Annotated in this window: 30 protein-coding genes and 2 tRNA genes; 15 read left to right on the top strand and 17 right to left on the bottom strand. The window is 48.4% G+C overall.

Features of this window, described 5'->3' with window-relative positions; translation table 11 throughout:
- The first annotated feature begins 537 nt into the window (after positions 1-537).
- The 8 genes from thrS to miaA all read left to right on the top strand — a co-directional run bounded on the left by thrS (position 538) and on the right by miaA (position 6,657).
- Positions 538-2,340, top strand: coding sequence for a threonine--tRNA ligase (thrS, locus tag WC659_06465; protein ID MFA4873538.1), 1,803 nt, complete (start codon positions 538-540; stop codon positions 2,338-2,340).
- Between the two features lie 42 nt (positions 2,341-2,382).
- Positions 2,383-3,036, top strand: a complete 654-nt coding sequence (locus tag WC659_06460) for an AAA family ATPase (GenBank protein ID MFA4873537.1) — start codon at positions 2,383-2,385, stop codon at positions 3,034-3,036.
- 2 nt (positions 3,037-3,038) lie between these two features.
- Positions 3,039-4,394 (top strand): threonine synthase, encoded by a 1,356-nt coding sequence (gene thrC / locus WC659_06455; GenBank protein MFA4873536.1) that lies wholly within the window; start codon positions 3,039-3,041, stop codon positions 4,392-4,394.
- Positions 4,395-4,513: 119 nt separating this feature from the next.
- Complete coding sequence (locus WC659_06450; GenBank protein MFA4873535.1) at positions 4,514-4,696, top strand: hypothetical protein; 183 nt, start codon at positions 4,514-4,516, stop codon at positions 4,694-4,696.
- Between the two features lie 288 nt (positions 4,697-4,984).
- Positions 4,985-5,155, top strand: coding sequence for a hypothetical protein (locus WC659_06445; protein MFA4873534.1), 171 nt, complete (start codon positions 4,985-4,987; stop codon positions 5,153-5,155).
- Positions 5,156-5,303: 148 nt separating this feature from the next.
- The gene (locus WC659_06440; protein MFA4873533.1) at positions 5,304-5,474 is read left to right on the top strand and encodes a hypothetical protein; all 171 of its coding nucleotides are present in this window, start codon (positions 5,304-5,306) and stop codon (positions 5,472-5,474) included.
- 83 nt (positions 5,475-5,557) lie between these two features.
- A complete protein-coding gene (locus WC659_06435; protein MFA4873532.1) occupies positions 5,558-5,728 on the top strand; it encodes a hypothetical protein in 171 nt (56 codons plus the stop codon).
- Entirely contained in the window at positions 5,725-6,657 is a 933-nt protein-coding gene (gene miaA, locus WC659_06430) for a tRNA (adenosine(37)-N6)-dimethylallyltransferase MiaA (protein ID MFA4873531.1), read from the top strand. The genes WC659_06435 and miaA overlap by 4 nt, the downstream gene beginning before the upstream one ends.
- A gap of 291 nt (positions 6,658-6,948) precedes the next feature.
- Here miaA and gatB read toward each other — a convergent pair whose 3' ends face one another.
- The 15 genes from gatB to WC659_06355 form a co-directional block, all read right to left on the bottom strand.
- Complete coding sequence (gene gatB / locus WC659_06425; protein ID MFA4873530.1) at positions 6,949-8,505, bottom strand: Asp-tRNA(Asn)/Glu-tRNA(Gln) amidotransferase subunit GatB; 1,557 nt, start codon at positions 8,503-8,505, stop codon at positions 6,949-6,951.
- Between the two features lie 27 nt (positions 8,506-8,532).
- Positions 8,533-9,207 carry a thymidylate kinase gene (locus tag WC659_06420; protein ID MFA4873529.1) on the bottom strand — a complete coding sequence of 225 codons (675 nt, stop codon included), beginning with the start codon at positions 9,205-9,207 and terminating at the stop codon, positions 8,533-8,535.
- Positions 9,208-9,210: 3 nt separating this feature from the next.
- Positions 9,211-9,624, bottom strand: a complete 414-nt coding sequence (locus WC659_06415; protein MFA4873528.1) for a hypothetical protein — start codon at positions 9,622-9,624, stop codon at positions 9,211-9,213.
- Positions 9,625-9,633: 9 nt separating this feature from the next.
- Positions 9,634-10,224, bottom strand: coding sequence for a hypothetical protein (locus tag WC659_06410; protein ID MFA4873527.1), 591 nt, complete (start codon positions 10,222-10,224; stop codon positions 9,634-9,636).
- A 3-nt stretch (positions 10,225-10,227) separates the two neighbouring features.
- Entirely contained in the window at positions 10,228-10,752 is a 525-nt protein-coding gene (locus WC659_06405) for a dihydrofolate reductase (protein MFA4873526.1), read from the bottom strand.
- A gap of 94 nt (positions 10,753-10,846) precedes the next feature.
- Positions 10,847-11,719, bottom strand: coding sequence for a thymidylate synthase (gene thyA / locus WC659_06400; protein MFA4873525.1), 873 nt, complete (start codon positions 11,717-11,719; stop codon positions 10,847-10,849).
- A 74-nt stretch (positions 11,720-11,793) separates the two neighbouring features.
- Positions 11,794-12,222, bottom strand: coding sequence for a dUTP diphosphatase (gene dut / locus WC659_06395; protein ID MFA4873524.1), 429 nt, complete (start codon positions 12,220-12,222; stop codon positions 11,794-11,796).
- Positions 12,223-12,525: 303 nt separating this feature from the next.
- The gene (locus WC659_06390) at positions 12,526-13,134 is read right to left on the bottom strand and encodes an AAA family ATPase (GenBank protein ID MFA4873523.1); all 609 of its coding nucleotides are present in this window, start codon (positions 13,132-13,134) and stop codon (positions 12,526-12,528) included.
- A gap of 201 nt (positions 13,135-13,335) precedes the next feature.
- The gene (locus tag WC659_06385) at positions 13,336-13,821 is read right to left on the bottom strand and encodes a cytidine/deoxycytidylate deaminase family protein (protein MFA4873522.1); all 486 of its coding nucleotides are present in this window, start codon (positions 13,819-13,821) and stop codon (positions 13,336-13,338) included.
- A 24-nt stretch (positions 13,822-13,845) separates the two neighbouring features.
- On the bottom strand, positions 13,846-14,247 hold the full coding sequence (locus WC659_06380) for a four helix bundle protein (GenBank protein ID MFA4873521.1): 402 nt from the start codon (positions 14,245-14,247) through the stop codon (positions 13,846-13,848).
- A 50-nt stretch (positions 14,248-14,297) separates the two neighbouring features.
- The gene (gene rplA, locus WC659_06375; GenBank protein MFA4873520.1) at positions 14,298-14,981 is read right to left on the bottom strand and encodes a 50S ribosomal protein L1; all 684 of its coding nucleotides are present in this window, start codon (positions 14,979-14,981) and stop codon (positions 14,298-14,300) included.
- Positions 14,982-15,075: 94 nt separating this feature from the next.
- Positions 15,076-15,501 (bottom strand): 50S ribosomal protein L11, encoded by a 426-nt coding sequence (rplK, locus tag WC659_06370; protein ID MFA4873519.1) that lies wholly within the window; start codon positions 15,499-15,501, stop codon positions 15,076-15,078.
- Positions 15,502-15,621: 120 nt separating this feature from the next.
- Entirely contained in the window at positions 15,622-16,167 is a 546-nt protein-coding gene (nusG, locus tag WC659_06365) for a transcription termination/antitermination protein NusG (protein ID MFA4873518.1), read from the bottom strand.
- Between the two features lie 147 nt (positions 16,168-16,314).
- The gene (gene secE, locus WC659_06360) at positions 16,315-16,506 is read right to left on the bottom strand and encodes a preprotein translocase subunit SecE (GenBank protein MFA4873517.1); all 192 of its coding nucleotides are present in this window, start codon (positions 16,504-16,506) and stop codon (positions 16,315-16,317) included.
- Positions 16,507-16,575: 69 nt separating this feature from the next.
- A complete protein-coding gene (locus WC659_06355) occupies positions 16,576-17,430 on the bottom strand; it encodes a GGDEF domain-containing protein (protein MFA4873516.1) in 855 nt (284 codons plus the stop codon).
- A gap of 121 nt (positions 17,431-17,551) precedes the next feature.
- Between WC659_06355 and WC659_06350 the strand changes: the two genes are divergently transcribed.
- The 5 genes from WC659_06350 (at position 17,552) to WC659_06330 (ending at position 22,267) form a co-directional block, all read left to right on the top strand.
- The gene (locus WC659_06350) at positions 17,552-18,442 is read left to right on the top strand and encodes a septal ring lytic transglycosylase RlpA family protein (protein MFA4873515.1); all 891 of its coding nucleotides are present in this window, start codon (positions 17,552-17,554) and stop codon (positions 18,440-18,442) included.
- Between the two features lie 114 nt (positions 18,443-18,556).
- Positions 18,557-19,264 (top strand): cell division ATP-binding protein FtsE, encoded by a 708-nt coding sequence (gene ftsE / locus WC659_06345; GenBank protein MFA4873514.1) that lies wholly within the window; start codon positions 18,557-18,559, stop codon positions 19,262-19,264.
- 122 nt (positions 19,265-19,386) lie between these two features.
- On the top strand, positions 19,387-20,301 hold the full coding sequence (locus WC659_06340) for a permease-like cell division protein FtsX (GenBank protein MFA4873513.1): 915 nt from the start codon (positions 19,387-19,389) through the stop codon (positions 20,299-20,301).
- A gap of 282 nt (positions 20,302-20,583) precedes the next feature.
- Positions 20,584-20,654, top strand: a tRNA-Gln gene (locus WC659_06335).
- Between the two features lie 143 nt (positions 20,655-20,797).
- A complete protein-coding gene (locus tag WC659_06330; GenBank protein MFA4873512.1) occupies positions 20,798-22,267 on the top strand; it encodes a RelA/SpoT family protein in 1,470 nt (489 codons plus the stop codon).
- Positions 22,268-22,314: 47 nt separating this feature from the next.
- On the opposite strand, the gene WC659_06325 is transcribed toward WC659_06330, so the two are convergent.
- The gene (locus tag WC659_06325; GenBank protein ID MFA4873511.1) at positions 22,315-23,247 is read right to left on the bottom strand and encodes a ParB/RepB/Spo0J family partition protein; all 933 of its coding nucleotides are present in this window, start codon (positions 23,245-23,247) and stop codon (positions 22,315-22,317) included.
- Positions 23,248-23,422: 175 nt separating this feature from the next.
- Positions 23,423-24,187: a ParA family protein gene (locus WC659_06320; protein ID MFA4873510.1), complete on the bottom strand. Its 765-nt coding sequence runs from the start codon at positions 24,185-24,187 to the stop codon at positions 23,423-23,425.
- A gap of 94 nt (positions 24,188-24,281) precedes the next feature.
- On the opposite strand from WC659_06320, the gene WC659_06315 reads away from it, so the two are divergent.
- Positions 24,282-24,365: transfer RNA gene (locus WC659_06315), tRNA-Leu, on the top strand.
- Positions 24,341-24,958, top strand: a complete 618-nt coding sequence (locus WC659_06310; GenBank protein ID MFA4873509.1) for an NUDIX domain-containing protein — start codon at positions 24,341-24,343, stop codon at positions 24,956-24,958. The genes WC659_06315 and WC659_06310 overlap by 25 nt, the downstream gene beginning before the upstream one ends.
- The last annotated feature ends 72 nt before the right edge of the window (positions 24,959-25,030 follow it).

Here is a 25,030-nt window from a genome sequence, read left to right as displayed (position 1 = left end):
TTTGAGGTATTCCCCCAGATAGCGGGAGAAGATTTCATTCTTGGTTGCCATAGTCATAGACGGCTACGGTAACCCAATTCTGATCTATCCGCTATTCTCTTGGTAACAGTTATTGTGAGCTATAACGGGTGCTTGACAAAATAGAACACCCTGGAGTATGATTTCCCTTGTCAGAAGCGATTGATCGGCCTACCACGCCGATGTGCGGGACGGAACCCGCGCGGAGCAATAACTCCCCAAGCCTTCTGATCAATGGAACGAGTGGTCCGATTTATCGGACAATTCGGGTGGAACCTCCCCCCGCGCAGACGAATGCGGATAGGGACCCGAGCACATGCATGTGCTGGGGTCGTTTTATTTCTTCCACCATAACAATGTGGAGAATATCAGTCAGGTTTACCGCAGATTCACGCAGATAACCGACCGCACCACGTTTGACTTATATTCAATGTAGGATGCGGACGCGGTCGGCCGCAGATGTACGCAGATATTTTTCTTTATCCTATATTCTTTATTCTAGATTCTAACATCCACCCTATGGACCTTACTACCATGCGCCATTCTACTGCCCACCTGATGGCGGCAGCAGTCCAAAAACTCTACCCCACCGCGAAGTTCGGCGTCGGACCTGTCGTGGAAAACGGATTCTATTATGATATTGACCTCCCCGAAAGGATTGGACCCGCCGAGCTCAAAAAAATCGAAGCGGTGATGCACGAACTGGCGAAGGAACGCATCCTCTTTGAGCGCCAAGATATATCGCTGAATGACGCAAAAGAGCTTTTCATGTCGCTCAAGCAGCCTTACAAAGTGGAACTGCTTACTGACCTTGAAATACATTCCACGACCGTTGCCTCGGAGATTTACGGCAACCAAACCGAAGACCATGAACATATTGATAGGGAAGTGAACACTGTCTCCATCTATAAAACAGGAGATTTCATAGACCTTTGCAGGGGACCGCATGTTGCGACGACAAAAGACATTTGCGTGTTTACCCTGACTTCTGTTGCAGGCGCTTACTGGCGCGGTTACGAAGGAAATCCGCAAATGCAGAGAATCTATGGCGTTGCGTTTGCCACGCAAGCGGAGCTGGATGCGTATCTGGCACAGCGCGCGGAAGCCGAACACAGGGACCATCGCAAGCTCGGCGCCGACCTTGATCTCTTCGTGTTTTCCGACCTCGTGGGCGCAGGCCTTCCGCTCTTCACGCCCAAGGGGACCCTTATTAGGGAAGTACTCGAAGACTTCGTGCAATCACTCCAAATCCCCAAAGGATACCAGCGTGTCTGCATACCCTATATTACCAAGAAAGAGCTTTATGAGACATCAGGGCACTGGCAGAAATTCAAGAATGAGTTGTTTTGCATCACCACGCGCGAAGGGCATGAGTTTGCCTTGAAGCCGATGAATTGCCCTCACCATACCCAGATCTATGCAAGCCGGCGCCGCAGCTACCGCGAACTGCCGGTGCGCTATTCTGAAGTGACGATGGTCTACCGCGACGAGCAATCGGGAGAACTGTCCGGATTGTCGCGCGTGCGCATGATCACGCAAGATGATGCGCATGTATTTTGCCGCATGGCGCAAATCGAGCAGGAAGTGATGACGGTGTGGGATATCGTGGACCAATTCTACAAGCCGTTCAATATGCCGCTCAAGGTGCGGTTTTCCCGCCACGACCCTAAACGCTTTGACCGGTATCTCGGCACCAGACAGATATGGGAAAAAGCGGAGACCCATCTACGGTCGCTTTTGGAAAAGCGCGGCACGCGCGAAGTGATAGACGGCATCGGGGAAGCGGCGATGTACGGACCGAAAATTGACTTTATCGCAAAAGATTCGCTTCAGAGGGAATGGCAGCTTGCCACGATCCAGCTCGACTTCAACCTTCCAGAGCGATTCAACCTCACCTGCGTCAACGAGAATGGGGAAGACGAGCGCGTGGTCATGATCCACCGCGCAATACTCGGGTCATTTGAGCGTTTTCTCGCCATACTCATCGAGCACTATGCGGGCGTGTTTCCCGCCTGGCTCGCGCCCGTGCAGGCCGTCATCCTTCCCGTGCGCACCAGCAATGATCCGCATGCGTTTGCCTTCGCGGAAGAACTCAAAAAACATGGGATCCGCGTGGCGGTGGATGACGCTAATACCACTATTGGCAACAAAATCCGCAAAGCAATGACCGATAAAATCCCCTATCAGCTCGTATTCGGGGATAAAGAAATTAACTCCCAAGAACTCATGATCAGGAAATATGGCATCGAAAAGCCATTCATGCGGACACGGGAAGCATTTATAAGTGAAATTCAGGAGGCAATAAAAAATAAAGCGGCGTAAACATCAGGAAATCAAGAGACACTCTGCTGCCATATCCCTTGTATGCTCCTCACTCCTCAGGTATTCAAAGACCTTTGGGCGCGCAATCAATTAGCGATCACCTTGATAGGGATGTCCGGTATGGGAAAAACGTACCGATCTCTCCAGTTGGCATCACTCGGATTTTTGCGCCTCTCTTCAGATGACTATGTGAGTGCGCACCTCGGCTCGCTCCCCGGTACAGGAACCGCGGGGGTTGCGGCATGGATGGGACAGCCCTATGAATCGCAACATGCCGTCCGCAGCGCCCAATATCTTGCCCTTGAAGAAGAATCAATTCGTACTTTTCTCACCGCACACAGGACGAATACTATCATCGATACCACCGGCAGTTTCATTTATCTCTCGCCCCGGACCATCGAACATCTTAAACAACAAACGCTTATTGTCTATCTTGAGGCGAATCAATCAATCAAAGATAGATTGTTTCACATCTATACTACCGACCCCAAACCTGTGGTATGGGGCGACCGCTTTCATAGGCTTCCGGACGAATCTGACCGCGAGGCTCTTAGACGCTGTTATCCTGAACTCTTGACGTACCGCTCCGCCCGCTATGCCGCCATCGCCGACGTCACGCTTCCCTATAGCGTTGCGCGCGATGAACAAAGCACGGGTGAAATTTTTCTAAAAGAAATCCAAACACGGCTCGCTTAGCTATGCAATGCTACAGCACCAATCGAAAATCACCTCTCGTTTCATTCCAAGATGCGCTCCTGCAAGGCCAGCCGCCTGATCGCGGGCTTTTTATGCCCGCACATATCCCCGAAATTCTTGCGAATGAATATGAAGCGCTGGCATCCCTTTCTTATCCCGACCTTGCCTATGAATTGAGCAAACGCTGGATAGGCGATGAAGTGGCAGAAGAAACGCTGCATGCGGTAAGCCGCGATGCCTATGCCTGGCCGGTGCCTCTCATGCCAATCACCGATACGCTCTCCGTACTTGAACTCTGGCACGGACCCACACTCTCATTTAAAGATTTCGCCGCCCAATGGCTGGGAAGGATGGTGCACGCGCTCATGAAACCGGGCGCAACACTCACTGTCTTGGTCGCCACGTCTGGCGATACGGGAAGCGCAGTGGCCGCAGGATTCTCTCATCTGCCCGGCATACGCGTCGTCCTGCTTTATCCCTCCGGCAAGGTAAGCGCGCTGCAAGAACAGCAATTGACTACCTACGGCGGCAACGTGCAGGCGCTTGAAGTTATGGGAACATTTGATGATTGCCAGCGGATGGTAAAAGAAGCGTTCGCCGATGCCAACCTCCGCGCTAAAATTACACTCACTTCAGCAAACTCCATCAATATCGGGCGGCTGATCCCGCAGTCATTCTATTACGTATGGGCGTATCTCCGCATGGCCCAAACGCCGCAAACGATCAGAAATCCTCTTGTCTTCTGTGTACCAAGCGGTAACTTCGGCAATCTTACCGGCGGCTTGCTTGCCGCGCGCATGGGAATCCCTGTCGCAAAATTCATAGCCGCAGCAAATGCAAATGCCGTACTGCCGGAATTATTACGCACTGGAATATTAAACACGCGCCCTTCAGTGCACACTCTGTCAAACGCAATGGATGTGGGCAACCCGAGCAACATCGCGCGCATATTTGATCTCTATACAATCGATAAAACATTACCGGCTTCCGACCGCAATATTGACCAAAAAAAATTAGAGAAAGACATATGGAGTATATCAATAGACGATAGGACTACCCTAGAAACAATACAGAGAGTATATAAGGAACATCGCTATGTCATGGATCCCCACACTGCGGTGGGATGGAGGGCGCTTGAATTATGGCGAGAAACTGAAGAAGGCAAACGTTTCCAAGGCCACACGGTACTGGTGAGCACCGCCCATCCGGCGAAATTCATGGATGTCATCGAACGCGTGCTCCCCTCCGGCGCGGTCGCGATGCCTCCATCACTTCAAAACGCGCTCCAAAGGCCAAAACAGGCCACTCAAATACCTGCGGAATACAATTATCTGAAAGAGATACTGCTCTCGAGGTGAATTAGCCATGAAGAGGTTTTAACCTTGACAGTATCACTTCTTTTCCGTACAGTATTGTGTAATCCAAATAAAAAAACGAATTCAATCAAATTTTAGAAAGGATAAAAATGGAATTAGATTTGCATAAAAAAGACAAGGTGGAGATTTTTGAGTCCCCCGAGGGTGAGACCCTTGGGTATGTAAATGGTCAGGCGGCCCTAATTACAACACAGGCCAAATACATCCCCGTGGGGGATACGTTCTATACCGGCCGGTATAGAGTAATTGAGGGAAAATGGGTTGATGAAGGAATTTCTGCTTGATAAGGCATGGAGTGAGATTATATTACTCGCTCCATGCCCTCCTTTCCCGAGTACTCGAATGAACTTCGAGGGTTTAGGAAGGATGTACATCCACCATGGAGGAATTTATTAAAGAAAAAAAGAACGCATAAAAATATAACATAAACTAAAAGAAAGGAATCGAAAATGTTGAAAACACTGACAGAAACGTGGGATCAGCTTGACGGGCTGACCCGATTGTTGTTTGTTGTATTAATGATCATCGTTGTGGGAGCGGTGTTCGTTGTTTCATGGTTGCTAGGAGGATAAATGGCTTTAGTTATTTTCCTCCTATTTTTGATATTGATAATGATGATAGTGACTGCACGGGTGTTATATATTCTCGTGCAAGGAAGCATGTATGTGGGCGCGTTCTATTTCTTTATCGGAATCGCGCTCGTATTCTATTCCATCATTATCGAAATCATCAAACGGCTTTAAGGGCTTCTTTTATAAAATGCTATAAAAGCAGCCCTTTACTTTTACCCAAAAACCTGCTATCATAGTATTAGTGCGTGAGAAAAAAGGAAAATTTTTTTCTCACGTTTCTCTTTGACGCAAATTTTCCAAAATAAAAACAAAAATTCTTATGGAAAACGCCATTTCACGACCCATTGAATTACCTATTAGTAAAATTATCGTGCTTTTTACCATCTGTTCGCTTGCCCTTTTCGCTTTTTCCGCTTCATTTGCCTCCCGCCAAAAGCCGAAAATGGACCAAAAAAAGGCGCGGCATATCGTCATGACCTATACACGATAAAAATACGGCAGCCATAGAGCAAGACTCCTTAGTATCACAAGGAGTTTTTATATTTTATGAATGAAAGGGTATAATAGAACCATATGACAGCAACACTCACAAAAACTGAACGCCGGGAACTCAAACATAAGAAATCCGTAATAAAACTTCGGACACGCGGCTCTCTTACCGAGGTGCACCGCAAACTTAAGGCCACCCGCAATCTCAAGGGAACCGCAAAACGCATTATAAAATCCATGCTGCGCACTCCATGATACCTGATACGAACAATCTGCCAATGCTCATCGTCATCCTTGGGCCCACCGCATCGGGAAAAACTGATCTTGCGACGGCGCTGGCAAAAAAAATCCACGGGGAAATCGTCAATGCCGACTCGCGACAAATATATAAAGAAATCGACATTGCTTCCGCCAAACCAAAGTTTGGAAATTGGAAATTGGAAATTGGAAATTATCAAAGCATCCCCCACCATCTCTTCAATGTAGTCAAACCAAACGAGGATTTTAATGTATCCCATTTCCAGGCGCATGCCTTTCAAACGATTAATAATATCCTTGCGCGTAAAAAACTCCCTTTCCTCGTCGGCGGCACAGGCCTTTGGATTTCCGCAGTCGTGGATAATTTCATCATTCCCAATGTACCGCCACGCAAAGTTGCGCAAATGCAGGAAGCGGAGTCCCTTCCCACGCAACAATTATACGAAGAAATGGTCGCCAAAGATCCTAATGCTGCCGCATTTATAAACGCGCACAACCGCCGCCGTATTATGCGCGCGCTTGAGGTGATGAAAGCCACAGGAAAACCCTTTTCCGCACAACGGAAAAAGCAGAAACCTCGCTACCGCACGCTCCTTCTCGGTCTCACCCTGCCTATGGAAACGCTAGAGAAAAGAATCGCGCTCCGTGTGGACGCGATGATGCGCGACGGACTTCTTGAAGAATCAAAACGGCTGCTTGAAACCTATGACCACCGCCTCCCCGCGCTCTCCTCAATCAGCCTGCGGGAGTGGAAAAATTATTTTGACGGCACACAAACCCTCCCTGAAACCCTTGCGCTTATCCGCCTTCACAACCGCCAGTACGCCAAACGCCAAATGACCTGGTTTAAGAAAGACAAGCGCATCTGCTGGATAAAAAATAAAGACGAGGCGGTGAACCTCGTTAATTCCTTTCTCCATTCTTAAGCTCCCTCCACCTCTCTCCTTCCGCAGCTGATGTCTATTGGCAGCGAGGGATATGTTCTCGAGCGAACCCTCCGCAGCCAGCCCCAGCATGGTCTCCGACGTAAGTCGGAGTGAGGCTGGCGAGGCGGAGCGCAGTCCCGCGCTGGCGGGACTGACGCGTGTTCGCCGAGGACTATCCGGAGCAATCTCCGCGTCTTTCTCTGCGGACAATCTGAACGAATCAACGCGTGTTCGCCGAGGACTATCCCGAGTAATCCCCGCGTCTTTTCAAATAGACACCCGAACAATACCTCATCCAAGTTTCTCCCTCAATAAACTCTGCACCAACTGCGGATCCGCTTTCCCCTTCATTTCCTTCATCACCTGCCCCACGAGGTACATAATCACCCCTTCTTTCCCTTTCTTAAATTGCTCCACGATCTGGGGGTATGTATGCATCACCTTCTCAATTATCATCCCTAAGGCTTCAGTATCCCTCACTTGTCCGCCGCCAAGAGTCTCTAAAAGTTTATGGGGGTCTTCTCCTGTTGCCACCATTTTACGCAATAATTCCTGCGCAATGGTGGAAGAAATGGTGCGTTCATAAATCAGCGTGAGGAATTCCGCAAAATCCTCCGGCGTCACCTTCAGGTTTTCAAACGTTTCTCCCCTTTCAGCAAGAATCCCTCCCAATTTGGAGCTCATCCAGCCTGCCACAAGTTTGGCAAGCTTTGCCCCATGCTTTTCCCAAATTTCTTCCTCAGTGCCGCCGTCAGGAAGACTGCTTATCCAGGCGATTAATTCGGAGATGACCTTCTCCGTGTAATCGGCAAGAGTTTCATCAGCGACCAGCACCTGCGCATCCGCGCGTGAAAATTCATACTGGGCCATAAACCGCTCCCGCCTTGCCTGGGGAAGCTCTGGAATGCCGCGCCGCAATGCGGTCAGGTATTCATCTGTAAAATGGAAAGGGGGTATATCAGGCTCGGGAAAATAGCGGTAATCTTCCGCTTCCTCCTTAGTCCGCTGAAGCTCTGTTATGTTTTTTGCATCATCCCACCCGCGAGTCTCCTGCACCTTAGGATATTCTCCACGCTCCAACAATTCACTCAAACGCTTTTGTTCATGCTCAAGCGCCCTTTCCACCGCACGGAATGAATTGAGGTTCTTAATCTCAATCTTCGTGTTTAATGCATTATCTTCCGCGTTCTTCCACGAGTCACCATCAGAGCCCAAATCGAAGGGTCCGCGTTCTTCCGCGTGGCGAACAGAAATATTCGCATCACATCTAAGATGCCCTTTCTCCATATCCGCATCAGACACGCCCAATGCCCGCACGATCGCCCGCAGCTCCTGCAAAAACAATTTTGCTTCTTGCGGGGTGCGGATATCGGGCTTGGTCACGATCTCCATCAATGGGGTGCCCGCGCGATTGAAATCAATCAGCGTCTCAGCCTTTGTTTGATGCACTAACTTCGCGGTATCCTCTTCCAAATGCAGCCGCTCGAGTCTTACCTTCACCTGTTCCCCTTTTGCCATTATCCCAAGAAACCCGCCTACGGCAAACGGCTGGTCATATTGGCTGATCTGGTAGCCTTTGGGAAGATCGGGATAAAAATAATGCTTCCGGTCAAACTTGGACTCTTTTGGAATTTCACCCTCCAGGGCCATAGCAGTCTTCAGCGCCCATTCAATCGCCTGCGCATTAGGCACCGGAAGCGTGCCCGGGTGCCCCATGCATACTTCGCACACGCAGGTATTCGGCGGCAAATACTCGCCCCGATTGTCGCACCCGCAAAACATTTTCGATTTGGTCTTGAGCTGTACGTGGACTTCCAATCCTATTGTTGTTTCAATTTTTTGATCCATAGAAAGTGATTGCTTCTATTATAAATTTTAACTCAAATACTTCTTGATCACATTCAAAATACTCTCATGAATCTCTCTTGGGGACAAGAGGCTGCCTTTGCGGGTGCAAGGAATCCTTACCCATGCCCCTGTCCGGCAAAGCATTCTGCCAATGGCATACGCCGCCTGCTGATGTTTTAAGTTTCGCTCAGCCAAATCCCGTTTCTTGCCTAAGAGGTATTTCCTGCACCCCTTCTTCATGACCAGTCGTGTGCTGAAGGAAATGGGCACATCGAGAAAAAACACAATATCCGGTTTGGGAAGCGCAAGTACGTCATACTCAAGATGCTTTACCCAAGCGATATATTTTTTCTGCCCATCAAGTGATTTAATTTTTGCTGCCTGATGGAGCATGTTCGCAGTCGTGTAACGGTTCGCTATCACGATATCCTTTTTCAGCCAGCGCCACAACAGCTCCTGCATGCTATATCGGTCTATCGCATAAAAAAGCGAAGTAATATACGGATCGACGCGCTCAATAGGCCCGAATGCGCCGTGCAAATACTTCTCCACGAGGACTGCTGATTTCTTCCCGTACTGCGGGAAATCAACCACATGGAACAGTTTCTGCATACGCCGCAAATGCTGCGCAAGCAATTTTATCTGGGTCGCTTTCCCGGAACCGTCAGTTCCTTCGATTACGATGAGTTTACCCTTCTTCATACGTTATTTAACCAAAGATAAATCACCGTGTATGATGATCGGCTTCACCGCTTCAATCTCGCTTTTGTAATAGGGAATGTCAGGGATTGGGTTATAGAGAAATATCTTCTGGTTGAGCACGTGCGCAAATCCTATTTCCATAAGAGTATTGCCTCCTATGTAATTCTTCACGCCATTCTTATCCATATTGATGACGAGCACCGCATCTGCGCCCTGCATCATGTGCCAAAATTCCCGTATGGCATCGAGGTTATTCTTTTGATAAATCTTGACCGCTTCTTTCTCCGCATCATTTTTTCCCAAAAAAGCATCCGCCAATTTCGTTACGAACGCATCATGTCCCCTCTGTATAAGGGCGTCGCGCGCCTCAATCATCTTTTCAGTATACTGCATGCTCCCTATGATTCCGATACGCATATATTTTCACTATGAATATTTCTTAATTAATAACTTTACCGCTTCCTCCACACGTTCAAGACGATAAAAGACGAGCTTGTTCCGCGTAGTCACTGCAAATTCCGCAATAATATCTTTCCCCGCAAATCGTTCACAGGCACTTTGGATTATTTTTTTCTCTGAAGGAGTAAAAAATGTTTGATCTCCGTGTGTATGATTCAACTGATGGCGGTGATAGACAAACTGAGCATGCATCCTCCCCTTCCTGCTCAGATCGCCTATTGACCCATTGACCCCCTCTACGGTCACTCTCATGCCCTCAGACATTACGGCGCCTGCCTTCTTCCATTTCCATGAAGGGTAAACCACAAAAATAGCTTCTCCTCTCTGCTGCGACTGTAACTCATCAAGTTTGACGGGAACATCTCGTTTAGAAACCCAATTTACAAATACATTTGTCCACTTCTTTTTGCTGTCGATGAGTGCTGCAGTCCGAATCGTCCAACCAACATAATCTCTTATGTGCCCTATTTTCAATTCGGCTGAATACCTGACAAACTGCCATTCAGGATGCGGCAATCCATATCGCTCAATAAGCCGAAGTCCTTGGAGAATAGTCATGAATTATTGCCTTTTATACGTCACAAATTTATATCTCACCTCGTTTTCTTCTTGCATCTCTGATTCTTGTTCCTTTCTAAACTCTTTCGGGAGTGGGGGGAAAAACGTGTCGCATCCGAATACACTCTCAATCTCAGTGAGATAAATCATATCGCACGCAGGCATGGCAATCGCTTGTCTGAATAGTTCTCCCCCGCCGATGATGAAGATATACTCAACAGTGGTATCTTTTTCTAATGAAGATAAACAATCTTCCAATGAAGAAAATTTTTGTGCTCCCTCCGGCAGCGCATACCCACCATCCCGCGTGATAACGCAATTTAATCGTCCCGCCAAAGGCCGCCGCCCTTCTGGAATGGATTCCCACGTCTTGCGTCCCATAATGACCGCATTACGCTTCGTAGTGTCTCGCGTTTCAGCGGTTACTTGATGGAAATGTTCCAGCTCTTTTGGCAGTCTCCATGGCAACACCCCTGCTTTGCCAATACCACGCTCTTGGTCACACGCCGCAATAAGTGAAAAAGTCATAAGTTAATATTTCGTAACTCCCCACTTCCCCTCTTATCCTAAGAGGGGGGACTATTCTCCTCCTCTTAAAATAAGAGGAGGTTGGGAGGAATTATTAAATTGCGATAGGAAACTTAATCGCAGGATATGATTCGTAATTTATGACTTCCGTATCAGTGTATTGCCACTCGAAAATGGAACGGAAATTTTTGGTCTGGATGACGGGCAAAGGATATTTATCAGGATCGCGGCTCAATTGCTCCTTGGCGCCGTCCACATGATTCGCGTATATATGGACATCAGCGAGAAACCCTACCAATTTCCCTTCTTGTAATCCTGCCTCTTTCGCGAGCAGGTGCAAAAGGAGCGCGTAACTGGCAATATTGAACGGCAGTCCGAGCATGGTATCCACCGAGCGCTGATTCCAGAGCAGGTTAAGCCTTTTATCAATAACCGTCACTTGAAATCCGTAATGGCACGGCGGCAAAGCCATTTGGTTAAGCATGCTGGGGTTCCATGCGCTCACGATCATCCTCCTGTCGTTGGGATTTGTTTTCAGCGTGGCAATAACCTTTTTCAATTGGTCAACACCCTGATTTATATAATCCGCATCAAATTTCGAATACGGCGCGTTGAAATGCCGCCACTGGAATCCGTAAATCGGCCCTAAATCCCGCTCCTCCAGCATGCGCTTTTTTGACGCCTCATCATGGCCGTACAGCGCCTTTGTGGGACTTGCCCATTCGTCCCAAATATGATTATTGCGGTCAATAAGCCACTGCTTGTCGGTAAGGCCTTTTATAAAAAATTCCAATTCAGAAGCCACGAGCCGCAACGGCACTTTCTTCGTGGTGAGCAAAGGATAACCCTTTGCCATGTCATGCTCAAAATACGCGCCCGCGATCGTATAAGCATCAGTGCCCTGGCGCGTCTGCTTCACCACGCCCTCCTTTAGCACGCGATCGACAATATTTAAATATGCGCGCATACATTCTTGATAATCATTCAGTACTTATTGTCTGCGTGAGTCTGCGTGCAGTCCGCGTATGTCTGCGACAAACATTAGACACCGGTACTGCCAAAGCGCCGCTCTCCCCGGTGGCTCTCGCTCAACTCTTTTTCCTCCACCACGGTAACTTCTTCAATTTTCTGTATGAGCATTTGCGCGATGGCGCTCTCTGCGGCTATGGTAATGGGTTCCTGGGTAGTATTCAATAGGCAAATGATTACTTCTCCGCGATAGCCGCTATCAAACACCCCTCCTAATGTTTTCAAACCGCGCTTATTTGAATTACCGCCGCGATCCCATACCAGCCCCACATGCCCTTGCGGAATCTCCACCGCAATCCCCGTATGAAAAATATGGCGCATGCCCGGCGGTATCACTACGCTTTCATAACAAAAAAAATCGAGTCCCGCATCCCCCGGCAAGGCATAGCGCGGCAGCTTCGCCCGCGGATCAAGCTTTTTCACCTTTAAAACTAATGACATAACCACTAAAGATCCAAATTTCAAAACCTCACCGCTATGCGGGATCCCGCATACCTTAGATAAAATAATTCATAGTGCGGGACAAAGTTCAAAAGAATGACAAAATCCCAATTATCAATGCCAAAACGTTTGATATTTGGATTTCAAACTTTATTTGACATTTGAGCTTTGGGCTTCATTTGACATTTGCCTGCCCGCCATAGCTTTTAATTAAATACGCTGCGTCAACTGAGAACAAATGATATTCTGTGTTACTCTCATTGATTGTTGACAGGCTTTGGCAGGCGGGAACTTTGAGCTTTGTCATTGACGGTTAAAGTTACTTGAAATAATTTGACGAATCGATTCTTGAAATTCTTCCAGCTTTCCTTCATCCACAATCGCATATTCTGCCATGGCAATAGGGCCTCCTTTTTCAAGATTTTCTATTTCGGCATAATCGCGCGACTGCGATTCAGCGCGGCTGAATGAGCGGAAACGCTTGTCATTATCACCCTGATGGCGGTCGGCGCGGTGTTCCAGCCGCTGATGGCGCGTGGCAGGAGACGCACAAATCGCCAGTACCTGCAACCGATCTCCATACCGCTCTTTCAAAATTTTATATTCCGACCAGCTATACAACCCGTCAATAACTACCGGCCCTTTCATGAGAAGCGCATCTATCTTTGGCAAATTCATAACCGCAAACGCCGCCATACCGTGCATCCGCCTCAATTCCTCCCTTACCATGCGCTCTGTCGTTTCATTCACCGGCAAATTCCGCTTCTTCAGCTCATCCAAAGTGATCTGCCCAAACCGTATCATCTGCCATCCTAAAGACACAAAAACCGAGGCAGCCTCGGTTTTCCCCGCACCGGTCATTCCAACGATGGCTACCACGAGCTTCTTCTCAATATTGCTTTCCTTAATCATGGTCGGTTCCTATTATTTTGTCTACATTCGCTATCGTAAGTTCAAAGTTCAAAACCTCACCGCTCAGGCGGGATCCCGCATACCTTAGATAAAATAATTCAAGGTGCGGGACAAAGTTCAAAGGAATGTCAAAATCTCAATGACAAATTTTGACATTTGGGCTTGGAGCTTCATTTGACATTTGAACTTTGAGCTTTGATATTATACACCAGAGTTCTGATACCTCTCCACTTCATCGTATATGACATCTAATTGAATACCTGCTTGTTGAAACATACTTCGTGTCATCTCCCCCCGCTGGTAACGCTTCTCCGCCACCACCCTCACTATGCCGCAGCTGATGATGAGCCGCGCGCAGACATAACAGGGCTCCATTTTGCAGTAAAGCGTCGCGCCTGCAAGGGAAATTCCAAAACGCGCGGCCTGGGCAATGGCATTCTGTTCCGCATGAATCGTACGGATGCAGTGCTGGCTGCGCTTCCCTTCTTCATCCAAAAATTCCGCTATTTGATGGCCTGCCTCGTCGCAATGCGGCATGCCGGGAGGCGATCCCACATAGCCGGTCGTCAAGATCCTTTTATCCCGCACGATCACGCATCCGCTCCTGCCGCGGTCGCACGTGCCGCGCGTGGCGACCGTGTGCGAGATTTCCGTGAAATATTCATCCCATGAGGGCCTATCCGCCATATAGTTCATCAGTTAATCGGTTTGTCAGTCTTTGAATGGTGCTTTAGGTGAATAGTCAATACTTGAACTGTTTTTTAGAAATCTGATGTAGCCTTGAATAGCTTTTATGAGACCTAGATACTCATCCGCCATCTTGTTCGCCGTTTCTAAATCGCAAAGACTCTTCTTACCGCATCTTAGTAAATTACTCATGGTCTCTTCTGCTTCACACACTGCAATACTTTGTAATATGTGTAATTGCTCTCTTAATGACTGCTTTTTATAAGCTTCGGCGATATTATTCGTTACTGCTGATGAAGATCTTCGGAGTTGATCAACACTCCTAAACCGCTCATCATTCGGAAAATCTCTGGTAAAATTATGAACCTTTAATTCTAGCTCTTCGGAGAGCTTGTATATCTTCAGGTTATTAAGACCGGTTGCCACATGCATTTTTCTTAATAACTGATGAACAGAAAAACTGCGTAACTGAAAAACTATACGCCCACGCGCACTCCCGGCCCCATCGAAGAAGTCAAAGTGATAGTCAAAAAATACGTTCCCTTAGAAGTTGCGGGCTTTGCTTTCCGCACCGCTTCATGGAATGACTTGAAGTTCTCCAAAAGCATCTTCGGTTCCCAGCTCACCTTGCCGATCACCTGATGGATGTTGCCGGTATCGTCATTTTTAAAAGTCACCTTCCCTTTTTTGAGCGCGGCCACCGTTTTCCCCACCTCCATAGTCACGGTCTCATTCTTAGGCGAGGGCATTAAACCTTTGGGGCCTAAAATTTTTGCGACTCCGGAGAGCGCTTTCATCATGTTTGGCGTGGCGACGGCTACGTCAAATTCGATCTTTTCAGAACTCTTAATCTCTTTTATCAGCTCTTCCCCTCCTACCACGTCCGCGCCCGCCTTTTTGGCTTCTTCCGCTTTGTCCCCTTCGGCAAATACTGCCACGCGCTTGGATTTGCCCGTGCCGTGGGGCAGGGTCACCACTCCGCGGACTTGCTGTTCGCCCTTTTTGGGATCTATGCCAAGGTGGTAATGCGCCTCTACTGACGCGTCAAACTTCACCTTTGAGGTTTGCTTCACCAGCGCGAGCGCTTCCTCGGGAGAATATGATTTATTGGCATCAACGAGTTTTTCTGCTTCCTGATAACGTGTACCTTGTGGAGACATAATAAATAGTTATCCAGTTTTTCAGTCTCTCAGTTATTCAGTATTAAACGATAAAGTATAGACTGACAAACTGATAAACCGATAAACTGACAGACTAATCAACAACCGTAATTCCCATCTGCCGCGCGGTGCCTTCGATAATGCGCATCCCCGCCTCGATGTCCGTGGTATTCAAATCAGGCATCTTCTTCAGCGCAATTTCCTTCACTTGCGCACGTGTTACTTTCCCCACTTTTTCCTGCAAAGGCTTTCCTGATCCCTTCTCGATGCCCGCCGCTTTCTTCAAAAGCTCGGCGGCAGGGGGCGTTTTTAATATGAAGGTGAACGTGCGGTCTTCATAGACCGTCAGCTCCACGGGAGTCACCTCGCCCGCCCGATCTTTGGACGCCTCATTAAATTTTGAGACGAAATCAGAAATATTTAAGCCATGCGGCCCCAACGCGGTGCCGACCGGCGGCGCAGGCGTCGCTCGCCCCCCTGGAATCTGCAATTTGATGATAGTCTTGATCTTTTTAGCCATACGATTCTCATGTCATCCCCGACCAAGATCGGGGATCCAGAAAACGAAAATAAACAAAACGATCGACTTTTGTTGGTTTTTGTCTGGATTCCCGCATACGCGGGAATGACAATGTGGGGATTAAATCTTTTTCACCTGCAGAAAATCAAGTTCCACGGGCGTTTCCCTGCCGAACATTGAGATGAGTACTTTCACTTTGCCGCGCGCTTCATCAACTGATGAAATCTTCCCTTCAAAATCTTTAAACGGGCCGTCCACGATGCGCACCGGCGATCCCACGCTCACATCAATCTGATACTTCGGCTCTTCCACACCCATGCGCTTCTGGAGCAATTTTATCTCTTCATCGGATACCGGCGTGGGCGTAGTGCCGGAACCCACGAACCCTGTCACGTTGGGAGTATTGCGCACCACGTACCATGAGTCATCGGTAACGACCATTTCCACCAGCACGTATCCGGGGAAAATCTTCTCGCGGACTGTCTTCCGCTTGCCGCCCTTGATTTTTATTTTCGTTTCCGTCGGGATAAGAATATTGTAAATTTTATCACCCATGTCCATGGACTCAATGCGCTGTTTCAGATTCCGCGCGACATTTTCCTCATAGCCAGAGTAGGTATGGAGCACATACCAACGGCGGCCAAGTTGTTGCGTTTGACGAGGCATAACCTTAACGAAAACTCTAAATCCTTACCGCTCAGGCGGGATCCCGCTTACCTTAAGAGAAATAATCAAGGAGCGGGAGAAATCCCAAACTCTAAAGCTATTTTGAATTTGTTCTAGGAAATAAAAATTAGAATATAAAATTTTTCCCTACAGGACAAAACGTTCAAGCAGCAAATTGAATGCATAATCCAGCGCGCCCAAAAATACCGCAACCCCAAGGCTAATGCCAATCACCAAAAGGGTATGGCTTTTTGTGGTTTCCTTTGACGGCCACGAGACACGCCGCAATTCTGCCCGCGAGTCTTTCAAATACTGGGTAATTCCTTGAACCAGGGACATAAGAGGCATTATGAGGGCCTTAAAAACCCCCTCCCGGGGGTTGTGCACATCTGAAACAACTATACTATATTACGCTTTTCCCTGCAAGTCCATAATATCATCTTCACTACGATACATAACTGGTTTATCATTCCAATAAAAGACACGGTTTCGGCCTTTATTTTTTGCCTGTTTTGAACATAAGTTTGCCAGGCGAAACATTTCTGATTTGTCAAAATCATCATTCATATTTTGCACCTTTACAAAGGGAGACACTCCCACACTTACCGTAGCTTTAACTTCTTCTACTCCTCCATGTATGTTCTGTATAGGTACAGGTGTACCCTCTATTAAAACTCTGATTCTTTCTGCGATCTGAATAGCGTTACCGTTGATATTTGGTATAAATAACATAAATTCATCTCCCCCAATCCGTCCCGCAATATCGCCAAAGCTAATATTCTTGTGTAATATCTGGGCGATAGAACGCAACGCCTCATTCCCTGCAGGATATCCATAGGAATCGTTCCATTGTTTTAAACAATCTAAATCAATAATAATTATCGAGAAACCAGTTAACTCCCGCTCGCGCCTCCTCTGTTCCTTTCCAGAAAAACTCGCCGCCTTTTGCAATGTAATAAATTGCTCATCCATGTAACGCTTATTAAAGAGGCCTGTCAACGGGTCGGTATAACTTTTTATTTTTGCTTCAGCAATTATCATCATTGCCTCAATTGTGACAGGAGTGTTCATTTCCGGGTCAGGATGCTCCGGGTCTTTTGTGAATCTACGTAATCCAAATTCAATATGAGCAAGCATCGCTCTCAGCACGTCAGGCGTGGTACCCATCTTTTCAGCTCTCTCTTCTATTAACTTTTCTAATGAATCAGGTTCAGGGGTTTCGTCAAATCTCTTCGCAGCTTCACTTGGATATTGTCGTTCCATAAGTTGATATTGAATACGTAGTACTTTTTAGGAGAATATAAGATATCATACTACGCACCATTAAAAGTGTATACTCAAAGGTTGCCGCGAAGGGGTAAAATTGCTATCCTGATTACTGCTCATGAAACCGCACGATTCTATTCAATTCTCTCATCATATCGCCAGAAACCTCTGGCGGACGGGGGTCTGCGCGCTCGCGATCATTGCGGGCGTATTGTGCACCGCGCAGGGAACGACCGCTCAAATCGCCACGAGTACTGCGCTGACTGCGACTACGACAATTGAGGAACTCGCGGTAACGGCTCCTCCCATACCGCAGGAATTATTTCATGCGCAATTTGAACTCGCGCAAAATTCGCTCACCGCGGGCGCGCATGTGACCACAACCCCGGGCGTGGAAATAGAATTACCCAGAACCACCTCCACGCCGCTCACGCTTGATCTTCTCCAGCTCTTCCCCGAAGAGCTTCCTCCGGTTGCGTGGAGCGCCACCACGACGACCACCACGGTATGGCAGATTGATGTCACCAGCCCCGTTATAAAACCATGGATCCCCTCTGCTCCCATAAAAATTACACTTCCCGTCACTGGTCCATACTATAAGAAAAAAATAATCAGTTTCTGGGACAACCGGCTCTCGCAGTGGCGCAATCTAGCCAGCACGACCGATTTTGAGCGCAATGCGGTATCAGCGCTCTATCCGCTTCCCTATGGCCGCTTTATCGTGCGGGAGAGCGAAACAATTTACGAAGGCATCGCAAGCTGGTACAAATGGAAGAATTGCAACTGCGCCGCCTTCCGTTTTATGCCAAAAAAATCTATACTGAAAGTAACCAATATCTCCCCCAGCGCGCGGAAAGGGAAATCAGTGACCGTGCGGGTGAATGATTATGGCCCTGAAGAATGGACTGAGCGGCTTATCGACCTTGATTATGTGGCATACCGCGCCATAGGCCTGCCGCGCGGAGGTATCATGCCGGTGAGAGTAGAACTTATTGATAAATCCAAATGACAAATTTCAAAGTTCAAATGAAGCCCAAATGTCAAAGCTCAATTTTGAAATTGGGACTTTGGATTTCATTTGTCATTTGAATTTTGGATTTTGAACTTCTCTCTGCCTCATAGTATGTCTCCTCCCGCCGAAACCACCCCGATGATCCAGTTCAGAAATGTCAGCAAATTCTACCCTCCCCACACCTATGCGGTGCGGGATGTGAATGTGGCCATCAACAGCGGCGAATTTGTCTCCATTGTGGGTCAGAGCGGCACAGGCAAGACCACGCTCGTGCGCCTTATTATTGCAGAAGAACACCCGACCAAAGGGCGCGTGATCGTGGGAGGGTGGGATATCACCAACATCCGCCACGGGGACATCCCTCTCCTGCGGAGGCAGATTGGCGTCGTCTTCCAGGATTTCAAACTGCTTCCCAGAAAAACCGTACGCGAAAATGTGGCATTTGCCCTGCAGGTAGCGGGCGCCGCACGCACGCAGGTAAAGGAAGTCGTGCCGCAAGTGCTCGCGATCGTAGGACTGGATTCAAAAATGGACCGCTTCCCCCACCAGCTTTCCGGCGGCGAACAGCAGCGGGTGAGCATCGCGCGCGCCCTCGTGCATCGCCCCAAAATCCTTGTCGCAGACGAACCGACGGGAAACCTTGACTCTATCAATACGCGCGAGATCATTGACCTTCTGGTGAAGATTAACGAGCTCGGCACCACCGTCCTTCTGGTAACCCACAACCGCGACGCCGTCAATTCGCTGAAAAAAAGAGTCATTACCTTGGACCAGGGCATTGTCTCTTCCGATAAGCAAATAGGAAGATACGTGCTATAGAAACCCTAAACCACAAATCCTAAATCCTAAATAAGCTCAAAATTCAAAAACCAAATTCCGTGAATTTAAATTTCCAGATTTATTTAGAGTTTCGGATTTAGAGTTTAGTATTTTTCAAAGGTATGTTCCTCTCTCTTGCAAGAATGATAAAATTCGCGGTGCAGAACTTCTGGCGCAATATCTGGCTTTCGGTGGTGACCGTCACCATTATTTTCCTGACCCTGTGCTCGCTCACGTCACTCATTCTTATAAATGTGATGAGCGACCAAGCGCTCAATACCGTGAAGAGCACGCTTGATATCGCGCTTACTTTCAAACCCGTGGTGCCGCAATTACGCGTGGAAGAAGTGCGGGATACCCTGCAAGGGTTGCCGTACCTCTCCGCAGTCACCCTTACCACGCCAGAAGAATCCCTTGCCGCATTCCGCACCAAACACGCGGAGGACACCACGGTGATCGGGGCGCTCAATGCGCTCACGGAAAATCCGTTTGGCGCGACGCTCACGCTCCGTTTAAGTTCCCTCGACTATTACCCGACGCTGATGAAACGCATTGATGAAATGGGACTCTCAAAAGAAGTGGAACGGATGGATACCGGAAGCTATGAGCGGATTGTCGCACGCCTTGAGGACATCAGCTTAAGGGTGCGGACATTCGGTTATGCCGTGAGCGGATTCTTCGCGCTCATCGCGATCCTCATCGTGTTTAACGCGATCCGCATGGGTATTTACAACCATCGTGATGAAATCAGCATCATGCGCTTGGTGGGCGCTACCAGCTGGTTCATTCGGGGGCCTTTCTTGATCGAAGCGCTGCTCTACACTATAATTTCTTGCACCCTCTTCTGGGCGCTTATGATCCCCCTTGTGGGGTCCCTTACCCCTTACTTAAACGCATTTCTCGGCGGCATCGGCTTTGATTTAAGAGGGTATCTTATGACGCATCTGGGAAGCATTATGGGATTTGAGCTGATATTGATCCTGCTGCTCACCTGCATCTCCTCGATGATCGCAATGGCGAGATATCTCAAAGTTTAAATCCTAAATCCGAAACCCTAAACCCTAAACAAATTTCCCGCCTCAGCGGGATCCCGCTTACCTTAAGAATAAAGGATTCAAGGTGCGGGACAAAATACAAAACCGTTGTAGTTTTTGGATTTCGATCATTTGGATTTGTTTATCTGGCTACGCCAGATCTCGCGTAGCGAGAGAGTTTAGAGTTTATAACTTTGAGGAATCGTCTAAAGGCAGGACATGGGCCTTTTGCGCCATAGACGCACTCGCCTTTGGCGAGGGAGCTTAAAAATATGTTTTTAATATTCGGGGGTCGTCTAAAGGCAGGACATGGGCCTTTGAAGCCCAGTATGAAGGTTCGACTCCTTCCCCCCGAGTTTATGCAGGGTGATAATCCAGGTCCCGCAGAATAATGATCTTTTATAGGCAAATCAATTGATGGCGGCCAGAATTTGCCTCGAGTATCCCTCGGGGCAGTTCTAACCATAAAAAAATCTCTTGTTAAGAAACGGCCACATCTATGAATCTCAAGAATCTTCTCCATGAAATAAAAAAGCTCCATCCTGAGGCTGATCTTGCTCGCGTAGAGCGCGCATTTGAATTTATGCAAAAAGCCCATGAGGGGCAAAAGAGGCTTTCAGGAGATCCCTATTACATGCATCCGTTGCAGATTGCGATCCGTCTTGCCCAGATGGATATGGACCTGCCCACTATCATTGCGGGGCTCCTTCATGATGTGCCTGAAAATACCGCAGTAACCTTGGAAGAGATCAGACGTGAGTTTGGAGAAGAAGTGGCCCGCCTGGTGGACGGGGTCACCAAACTCGGCAAAATCAAATATAGAGGGATGGAACGCTATGCGGAAAATCTGCGTAAAATGTTTGTGGCCATCGCAAAAGACGTGCGCGTAATCTTTATCAAATTTGCGGACCGCATCAATAATTTGCACACGCTTTACGCGCTCTCTCCCGTCAAGCAGCAGCGCATCGCCCAAGAAAGCATTGAAATCTATGCCCCTACCGCAAACCGCCTCGGCATGGGGGAACTCCGCAGCGAGCTGGAAGACCTCGCGTTCCCGTTTGCGTACCCTGAAGAATATGAATGGCTAAAAAAAATCGCCGCAGAGCCGATGGCCACTAAGGCCAAGATTACCGATAAGATGATACATGAAGTGAAGAAACTGCTTGACACGAACCATGTCGCCGCCGAGTCGGTCCATGGCAGAGTAAAACATTTCTTTTCCCTTTATAAAAAACTTCTTAAGAAAGACCGCGACCTGAATAAGATTTATGATTTGGTCGCCATCCGCATCATAGTCAAAGAGATGAAAGATTGCTACCAGGTATTAGGCCTCCTCCATGCGCGATGGCGCCCCATGCCGGGCAGGATCAAGGACTATATCGCCCAGCCGAAACCCAACGGCTACCAGTCGCTCCATACCACCATTTTTAACGACGAAGGACAGGTGGTGGAATTCCAGATACGCACCGAAGCCATGCATGACTTCGCTGAATATGGGATCGCCGCCCATTGGTACAGCAAGGAAGCGGGAACTGGCAAAAAAATACCCAAAGAGCATCTTGAGTGGCTCCAGAAAATCATCAGCCTGCAAAAGGAGTTTACCAGCGACGAAACGTATGTGGAGAATTTGAAAATCACTCTTTTTCGGGACCGTATCTTTGTGTTTACTCCCAAAGGAGACGTCATCAACCTCCCTGAAGGGGCGACCCCCATTGATTTTGCCTACCATATCCACACGGAACTGGGGCACCATGCGGGCGGGGCGTATATCAATGAAAAAATCGCCACGCTTGGCTCAAGCCTCAAGAGCGGCGACATGGTCCAAATTATTCAGGATAAAAACCGGAAAGGCCCGAGCGAGGATTGGATCACTATCGTACAGACAAAGATGGCGCGTGAAAAAATCCAGGATTATATCCGCCGCCAGCGCCGCCTCAACCTCTTCAATCTTTTCTCCCGCAAAACCTAATATCGCATTACTACACTGTTACATGGGTAATATGACAATATAACAGTTTAACAATTTAACAGTTTATTCACTAAGGCAGCAAATTCCTCTTCCGAATAAAATTCAATCACAATATCCCCTCCCTTCCCCTTCTTCCGTATCCGCACCTTCGTGCCCAATCTCTCTTCCAATGCAGATTCAACCGCAGTCGCAGATGCGATGTGCTGATCACCCCTCCGCCGCTTATCCCCCGCTCCCCGGCGCGCGGTGAACGTGCGCGCGTCTGCGACGGTAAGCTTATCTTCCACAATACGGCGGTAGAGTTCATGCTGTTCTGCCTCGTTTTTAAACTCTAAAATGGTCTTTGCCTGCCCTTCGGAGATTCTCCCTTCAGCCAACGACATCTGGATATCGCTGGGAAGCTGCAAATAACGCAGGGTGTTTGTCACCACAGGCCTTGACTTCCCGAGGCGTTTGGCCGCCTCATCGTGGGAAAGCGAAAATTCATCAATGAGCTTGCGGTAGGCATAAGCGCGCTCGATCGGATTCAGGTCTTTCCTCTGGATATTTTCAATGAGCGAGAGCTCCAGCTTTTCAAGCTCCCCGACGGACCGTATGATGCAGGGAACGCGCGAAAGATTGAGCTTCTTCGCCGCCCGCAGCCGGCGCTCGCCCGCCACCAGCTCATGCTTCCCTTGGCTGTTTCTTGTCACCACGAGCGGCTGGAGGATGCCATGCTTTTTTATTGATTCAATCAAATCAAGGAAGTGGCTGTCCTCAACCCAGTCGCGGCGCGGCTGGTAAGGATTCGCGATAATCTCGCGCGGGGACAATTCCAAAATCTGCTGCTGTCCTGCCTCTGCTGCCATCTCCTCCCCGCTCTGCGCCGCGTCCCAAGGTGCCGGCGCTGCGAGGTCAGGCACGCGAGGCGCTGTTTTTTTCCGCGGTATGAGCGAGGAGAGCCCCCTCCCTAACCCAGAACCCTTTAATTGATCAGGCATAAAAATTTGATTAATTTTCAATTTCTCCCGCTTAGGCGGGATCCCGCTGACATTTAAAGAAAATGATCAAAGAGCGGGACAATTCTCAATTTTCAATTAATGACTCAATGCCCCAATTTTCAAATGTTTGAAAATTGTGAGATTGAAAATTATTTGAAAATTGAACATTGAAAATTTACGACTCGGTAAATATCACTTCTCTCGCCAGTTTCTCATACGCCTTCGCTCCCCTCGATCCCCGGTCATAGTGCAGAATCGGTTTCCCGTACGACGGGGCCTCGGCGAGTCTGATATTGCGCGGGATCACGGTGCGGAAAATGCGATTCGGAAAATAACGGTACAGTTCATGGAACACGTCATGGGTGAGCTTGTAGCGGTCGTCATACATGGTGATAAGGGCGCCGAGAATCTCTAATTCCTGGTTTATGTTCTCCCGCACCAGGGAGATGGTCTCAAGGAGCGAGCTTAAGCCTTCGAGCGCATAATACTCCGCCTGGACCGGAATGATGATCTCATCCGCGCCCACCAAGGCATTCACGGTAAGCAGCCCCAGAGAAGGAGGACAGTCGATAATCACGTAATCATACTCATGGGCAACCTCTGCGAGGGTGTCGCGGAGCCTATATTCGCGCCGCTCCACATTGACCAGTTCGATGTTGGCGCCGGCGAGCGAGATGGATGCGGGAGCGAGTTTGTGCCCTTCAACCGCGGTTGCCTGTATCACCTGCTTCATGGGGGCAATCCCCGTGAGCGATTCATAAATGCCTTCAGGGAGCGACCGGTGGTCGATGCCAAACGCGCTTGACGCGTTTCCTTGCGGATCGAGGTCAATAAGCAGCACGAACTTGCCCATGCTCGCCAAATATGCGGAAAGGTTTACCGCGGTCGTTGTTTTGCCTACACCGCCTTTTTGATTGACGATGGCAATAGTCCTGACCACATGCATTCATGAATGAATGATATGCATAGTATATCACCGTTGACTATTATTGAAAAATTCATTATGTTCAATAGGGAGATCCTTTGAAGGGTAAGCCGCTGTGGCGGAATTGGCATACGCGCGCGACTCAAAATCGCGTGGGCTCACGTCCATGTGGGTTCAACTCCCACCAGCGGCATTACGAAACACGTTCGCCCCGGGATAAACCCGGAGCGCCAAGGGTTAATCCCTTGGCGACTCCCTCCCCGGGCATTTAATAATAAATTTATTCCGCATACGAAAACCTACTTCAAATTAATACCTGCCGTGCATCTTTTCTTAGTGAAAAATGGCAGTATCCTGCTGCTGAAAAGATTCAATACAGGATACGAAGACGGCAGCTATAGCGTACCCGCAGGGCATTTGGACGACGGCGAGAAAGCGACCACGGCGCTCCTCAGGGAAGCTCGGGAAGAGATAGGTATCGTCATCCAGGAAGATATGCTTCGCATGGTGCATGTCATGCATAGAAAATCAACCGAAGAACGGATTGATTTCTTTTTTGAGGCAGCCCAATGGCAAGGAGAGCCCGCTAACATTGAAACACACAAATGCGATGAGATACGATGGTTCCCCCTCAACGCGCTGCCCCATAACACGATTCCCTATGTACGGGCTGGCATAGAACACTACCTCCATAAGGTCTTGTATTCTGAATTTGGATGGAGCGCGCGCACCAGTATTTTCCAGTCAAGGAATGAGCCCCAAATCAATAGTCACCAGGGACTGTGATTTTCAATAGCGCGTTAAAAGTTTTTTCTCAATTTCTCAAATAAGGCGGCCTTTGCTTTTTTCATCTCCTCG

It is taken from the genome of Patescibacteria group bacterium (assembly GCA_041645165.1).
Taxonomy (GTDB): Bacteria; Patescibacteriota; Patescibacteriia; order 2-02-FULL-49-11; family 2-02-FULL-49-11; genus 2-02-FULL-49-11.
Note: the sequence above shows the minus strand (reverse complement) of the source record. Positions and strands in the feature narration are given on the sequence as shown.

What these genes read in the sequence shown, in the direction of transcription:
- thrS (MFA4873538.1), top strand. Translation starts at nt 538, where the DNA reads ATGGACCTTACTACCATGCGCCATTCTACTGCCCACCTGATGGCGGCA.
- WC659_06460 (MFA4873537.1), top strand. Translation starts at nt 2,383, where the DNA reads ATGCTCCTCACTCCTCAGGTATTCAAAGACCTTTGGGCGCGCAATCAA.
- thrC (MFA4873536.1), top strand. Translation starts at nt 3,039, where the DNA reads ATGCAATGCTACAGCACCAATCGAAAATCACCTCTCGTTTCATTCCAA.
- WC659_06445 (MFA4873534.1), top strand. Translation starts at nt 4,985, where the DNA reads ATGGCTTTAGTTATTTTCCTCCTATTTTTGATATTGATAATGATGATA.
- WC659_06440 (MFA4873533.1), top strand. Translation starts at nt 5,304, where the DNA reads ATGGAAAACGCCATTTCACGACCCATTGAATTACCTATTAGTAAAATT.
- WC659_06435 (MFA4873532.1), top strand. Translation starts at nt 5,558, where the DNA reads ATGACAGCAACACTCACAAAAACTGAACGCCGGGAACTCAAACATAAG.
- miaA (MFA4873531.1), top strand. Translation starts at nt 5,725, where the DNA reads ATGATACCTGATACGAACAATCTGCCAATGCTCATCGTCATCCTTGGG.
- gatB (MFA4873530.1), bottom strand. Translation starts at nt 8,505, where the DNA reads ATGGATCAAAAAATTGAAACAACAATAGGATTGGAAGTCCACGTACAG.
- WC659_06420 (MFA4873529.1), bottom strand. Translation starts at nt 9,207, where the DNA reads ATGAAGAAGGGTAAACTCATCGTAATCGAAGGAACTGACGGTTCCGGG.
- WC659_06415 (MFA4873528.1), bottom strand. Translation starts at nt 9,624, where the DNA reads ATGCGTATCGGAATCATAGGGAGCATGCAGTATACTGAAAAGATGATT.
- WC659_06410 (MFA4873527.1), bottom strand. Translation starts at nt 10,224, where the DNA reads ATGACTATTCTCCAAGGACTTCGGCTTATTGAGCGATATGGATTGCCG.
- WC659_06405 (MFA4873526.1), bottom strand. Translation starts at nt 10,752, where the DNA reads ATGACTTTTTCACTTATTGCGGCGTGTGACCAAGAGCGTGGTATTGGC.
- thyA (MFA4873525.1), bottom strand. Translation starts at nt 11,719, where the DNA reads ATGCGCGCATATTTAAATATTGTCGATCGCGTGCTAAAGGAGGGCGTG.
- dut (MFA4873524.1), bottom strand. Translation starts at nt 12,222, where the DNA reads ATGTCATTAGTTTTAAAGGTGAAAAAGCTTGATCCGCGGGCGAAGCTG.
- WC659_06390 (MFA4873523.1), bottom strand. Translation starts at nt 13,134, where the DNA reads ATGATTAAGGAAAGCAATATTGAGAAGAAGCTCGTGGTAGCCATCGTT.
- WC659_06385 (MFA4873522.1), bottom strand. Translation starts at nt 13,821, where the DNA reads ATGGCGGATAGGCCCTCATGGGATGAATATTTCACGGAAATCTCGCAC.
- rplA (MFA4873520.1), bottom strand. Translation starts at nt 14,981, where the DNA reads ATGTCTCCACAAGGTACACGTTATCAGGAAGCAGAAAAACTCGTTGAT.
- rplK (MFA4873519.1), bottom strand. Translation starts at nt 15,501, where the DNA reads ATGGCTAAAAAGATCAAGACTATCATCAAATTGCAGATTCCAGGGGGG.
- nusG (MFA4873518.1), bottom strand. Translation starts at nt 16,167, where the DNA reads ATGCCTCGTCAAACGCAACAACTTGGCCGCCGTTGGTATGTGCTCCAT.
- secE (MFA4873517.1), bottom strand. Translation starts at nt 16,506, where the DNA reads ATGTCCCTGGTTCAAGGAATTACCCAGTATTTGAAAGACTCGCGGGCA.
- WC659_06355 (MFA4873516.1), bottom strand. Translation starts at nt 17,430, where the DNA reads ATGGAACGACAATATCCAAGTGAAGCTGCGAAGAGATTTGACGAAACC.
- WC659_06350 (MFA4873515.1), top strand. Translation starts at nt 17,552, where the DNA reads ATGAAACCGCACGATTCTATTCAATTCTCTCATCATATCGCCAGAAAC.
- ftsE (MFA4873514.1), top strand. Translation starts at nt 18,557, where the DNA reads ATGTCTCCTCCCGCCGAAACCACCCCGATGATCCAGTTCAGAAATGTC.
- WC659_06340 (MFA4873513.1), top strand. Translation starts at nt 19,387, where the DNA reads ATGTTCCTCTCTCTTGCAAGAATGATAAAATTCGCGGTGCAGAACTTC.
- WC659_06330 (MFA4873512.1), top strand. Translation starts at nt 20,798, where the DNA reads ATGAATCTCAAGAATCTTCTCCATGAAATAAAAAAGCTCCATCCTGAG.
- WC659_06325 (MFA4873511.1), bottom strand. Translation starts at nt 23,247, where the DNA reads ATGCCTGATCAATTAAAGGGTTCTGGGTTAGGGAGGGGGCTCTCCTCG.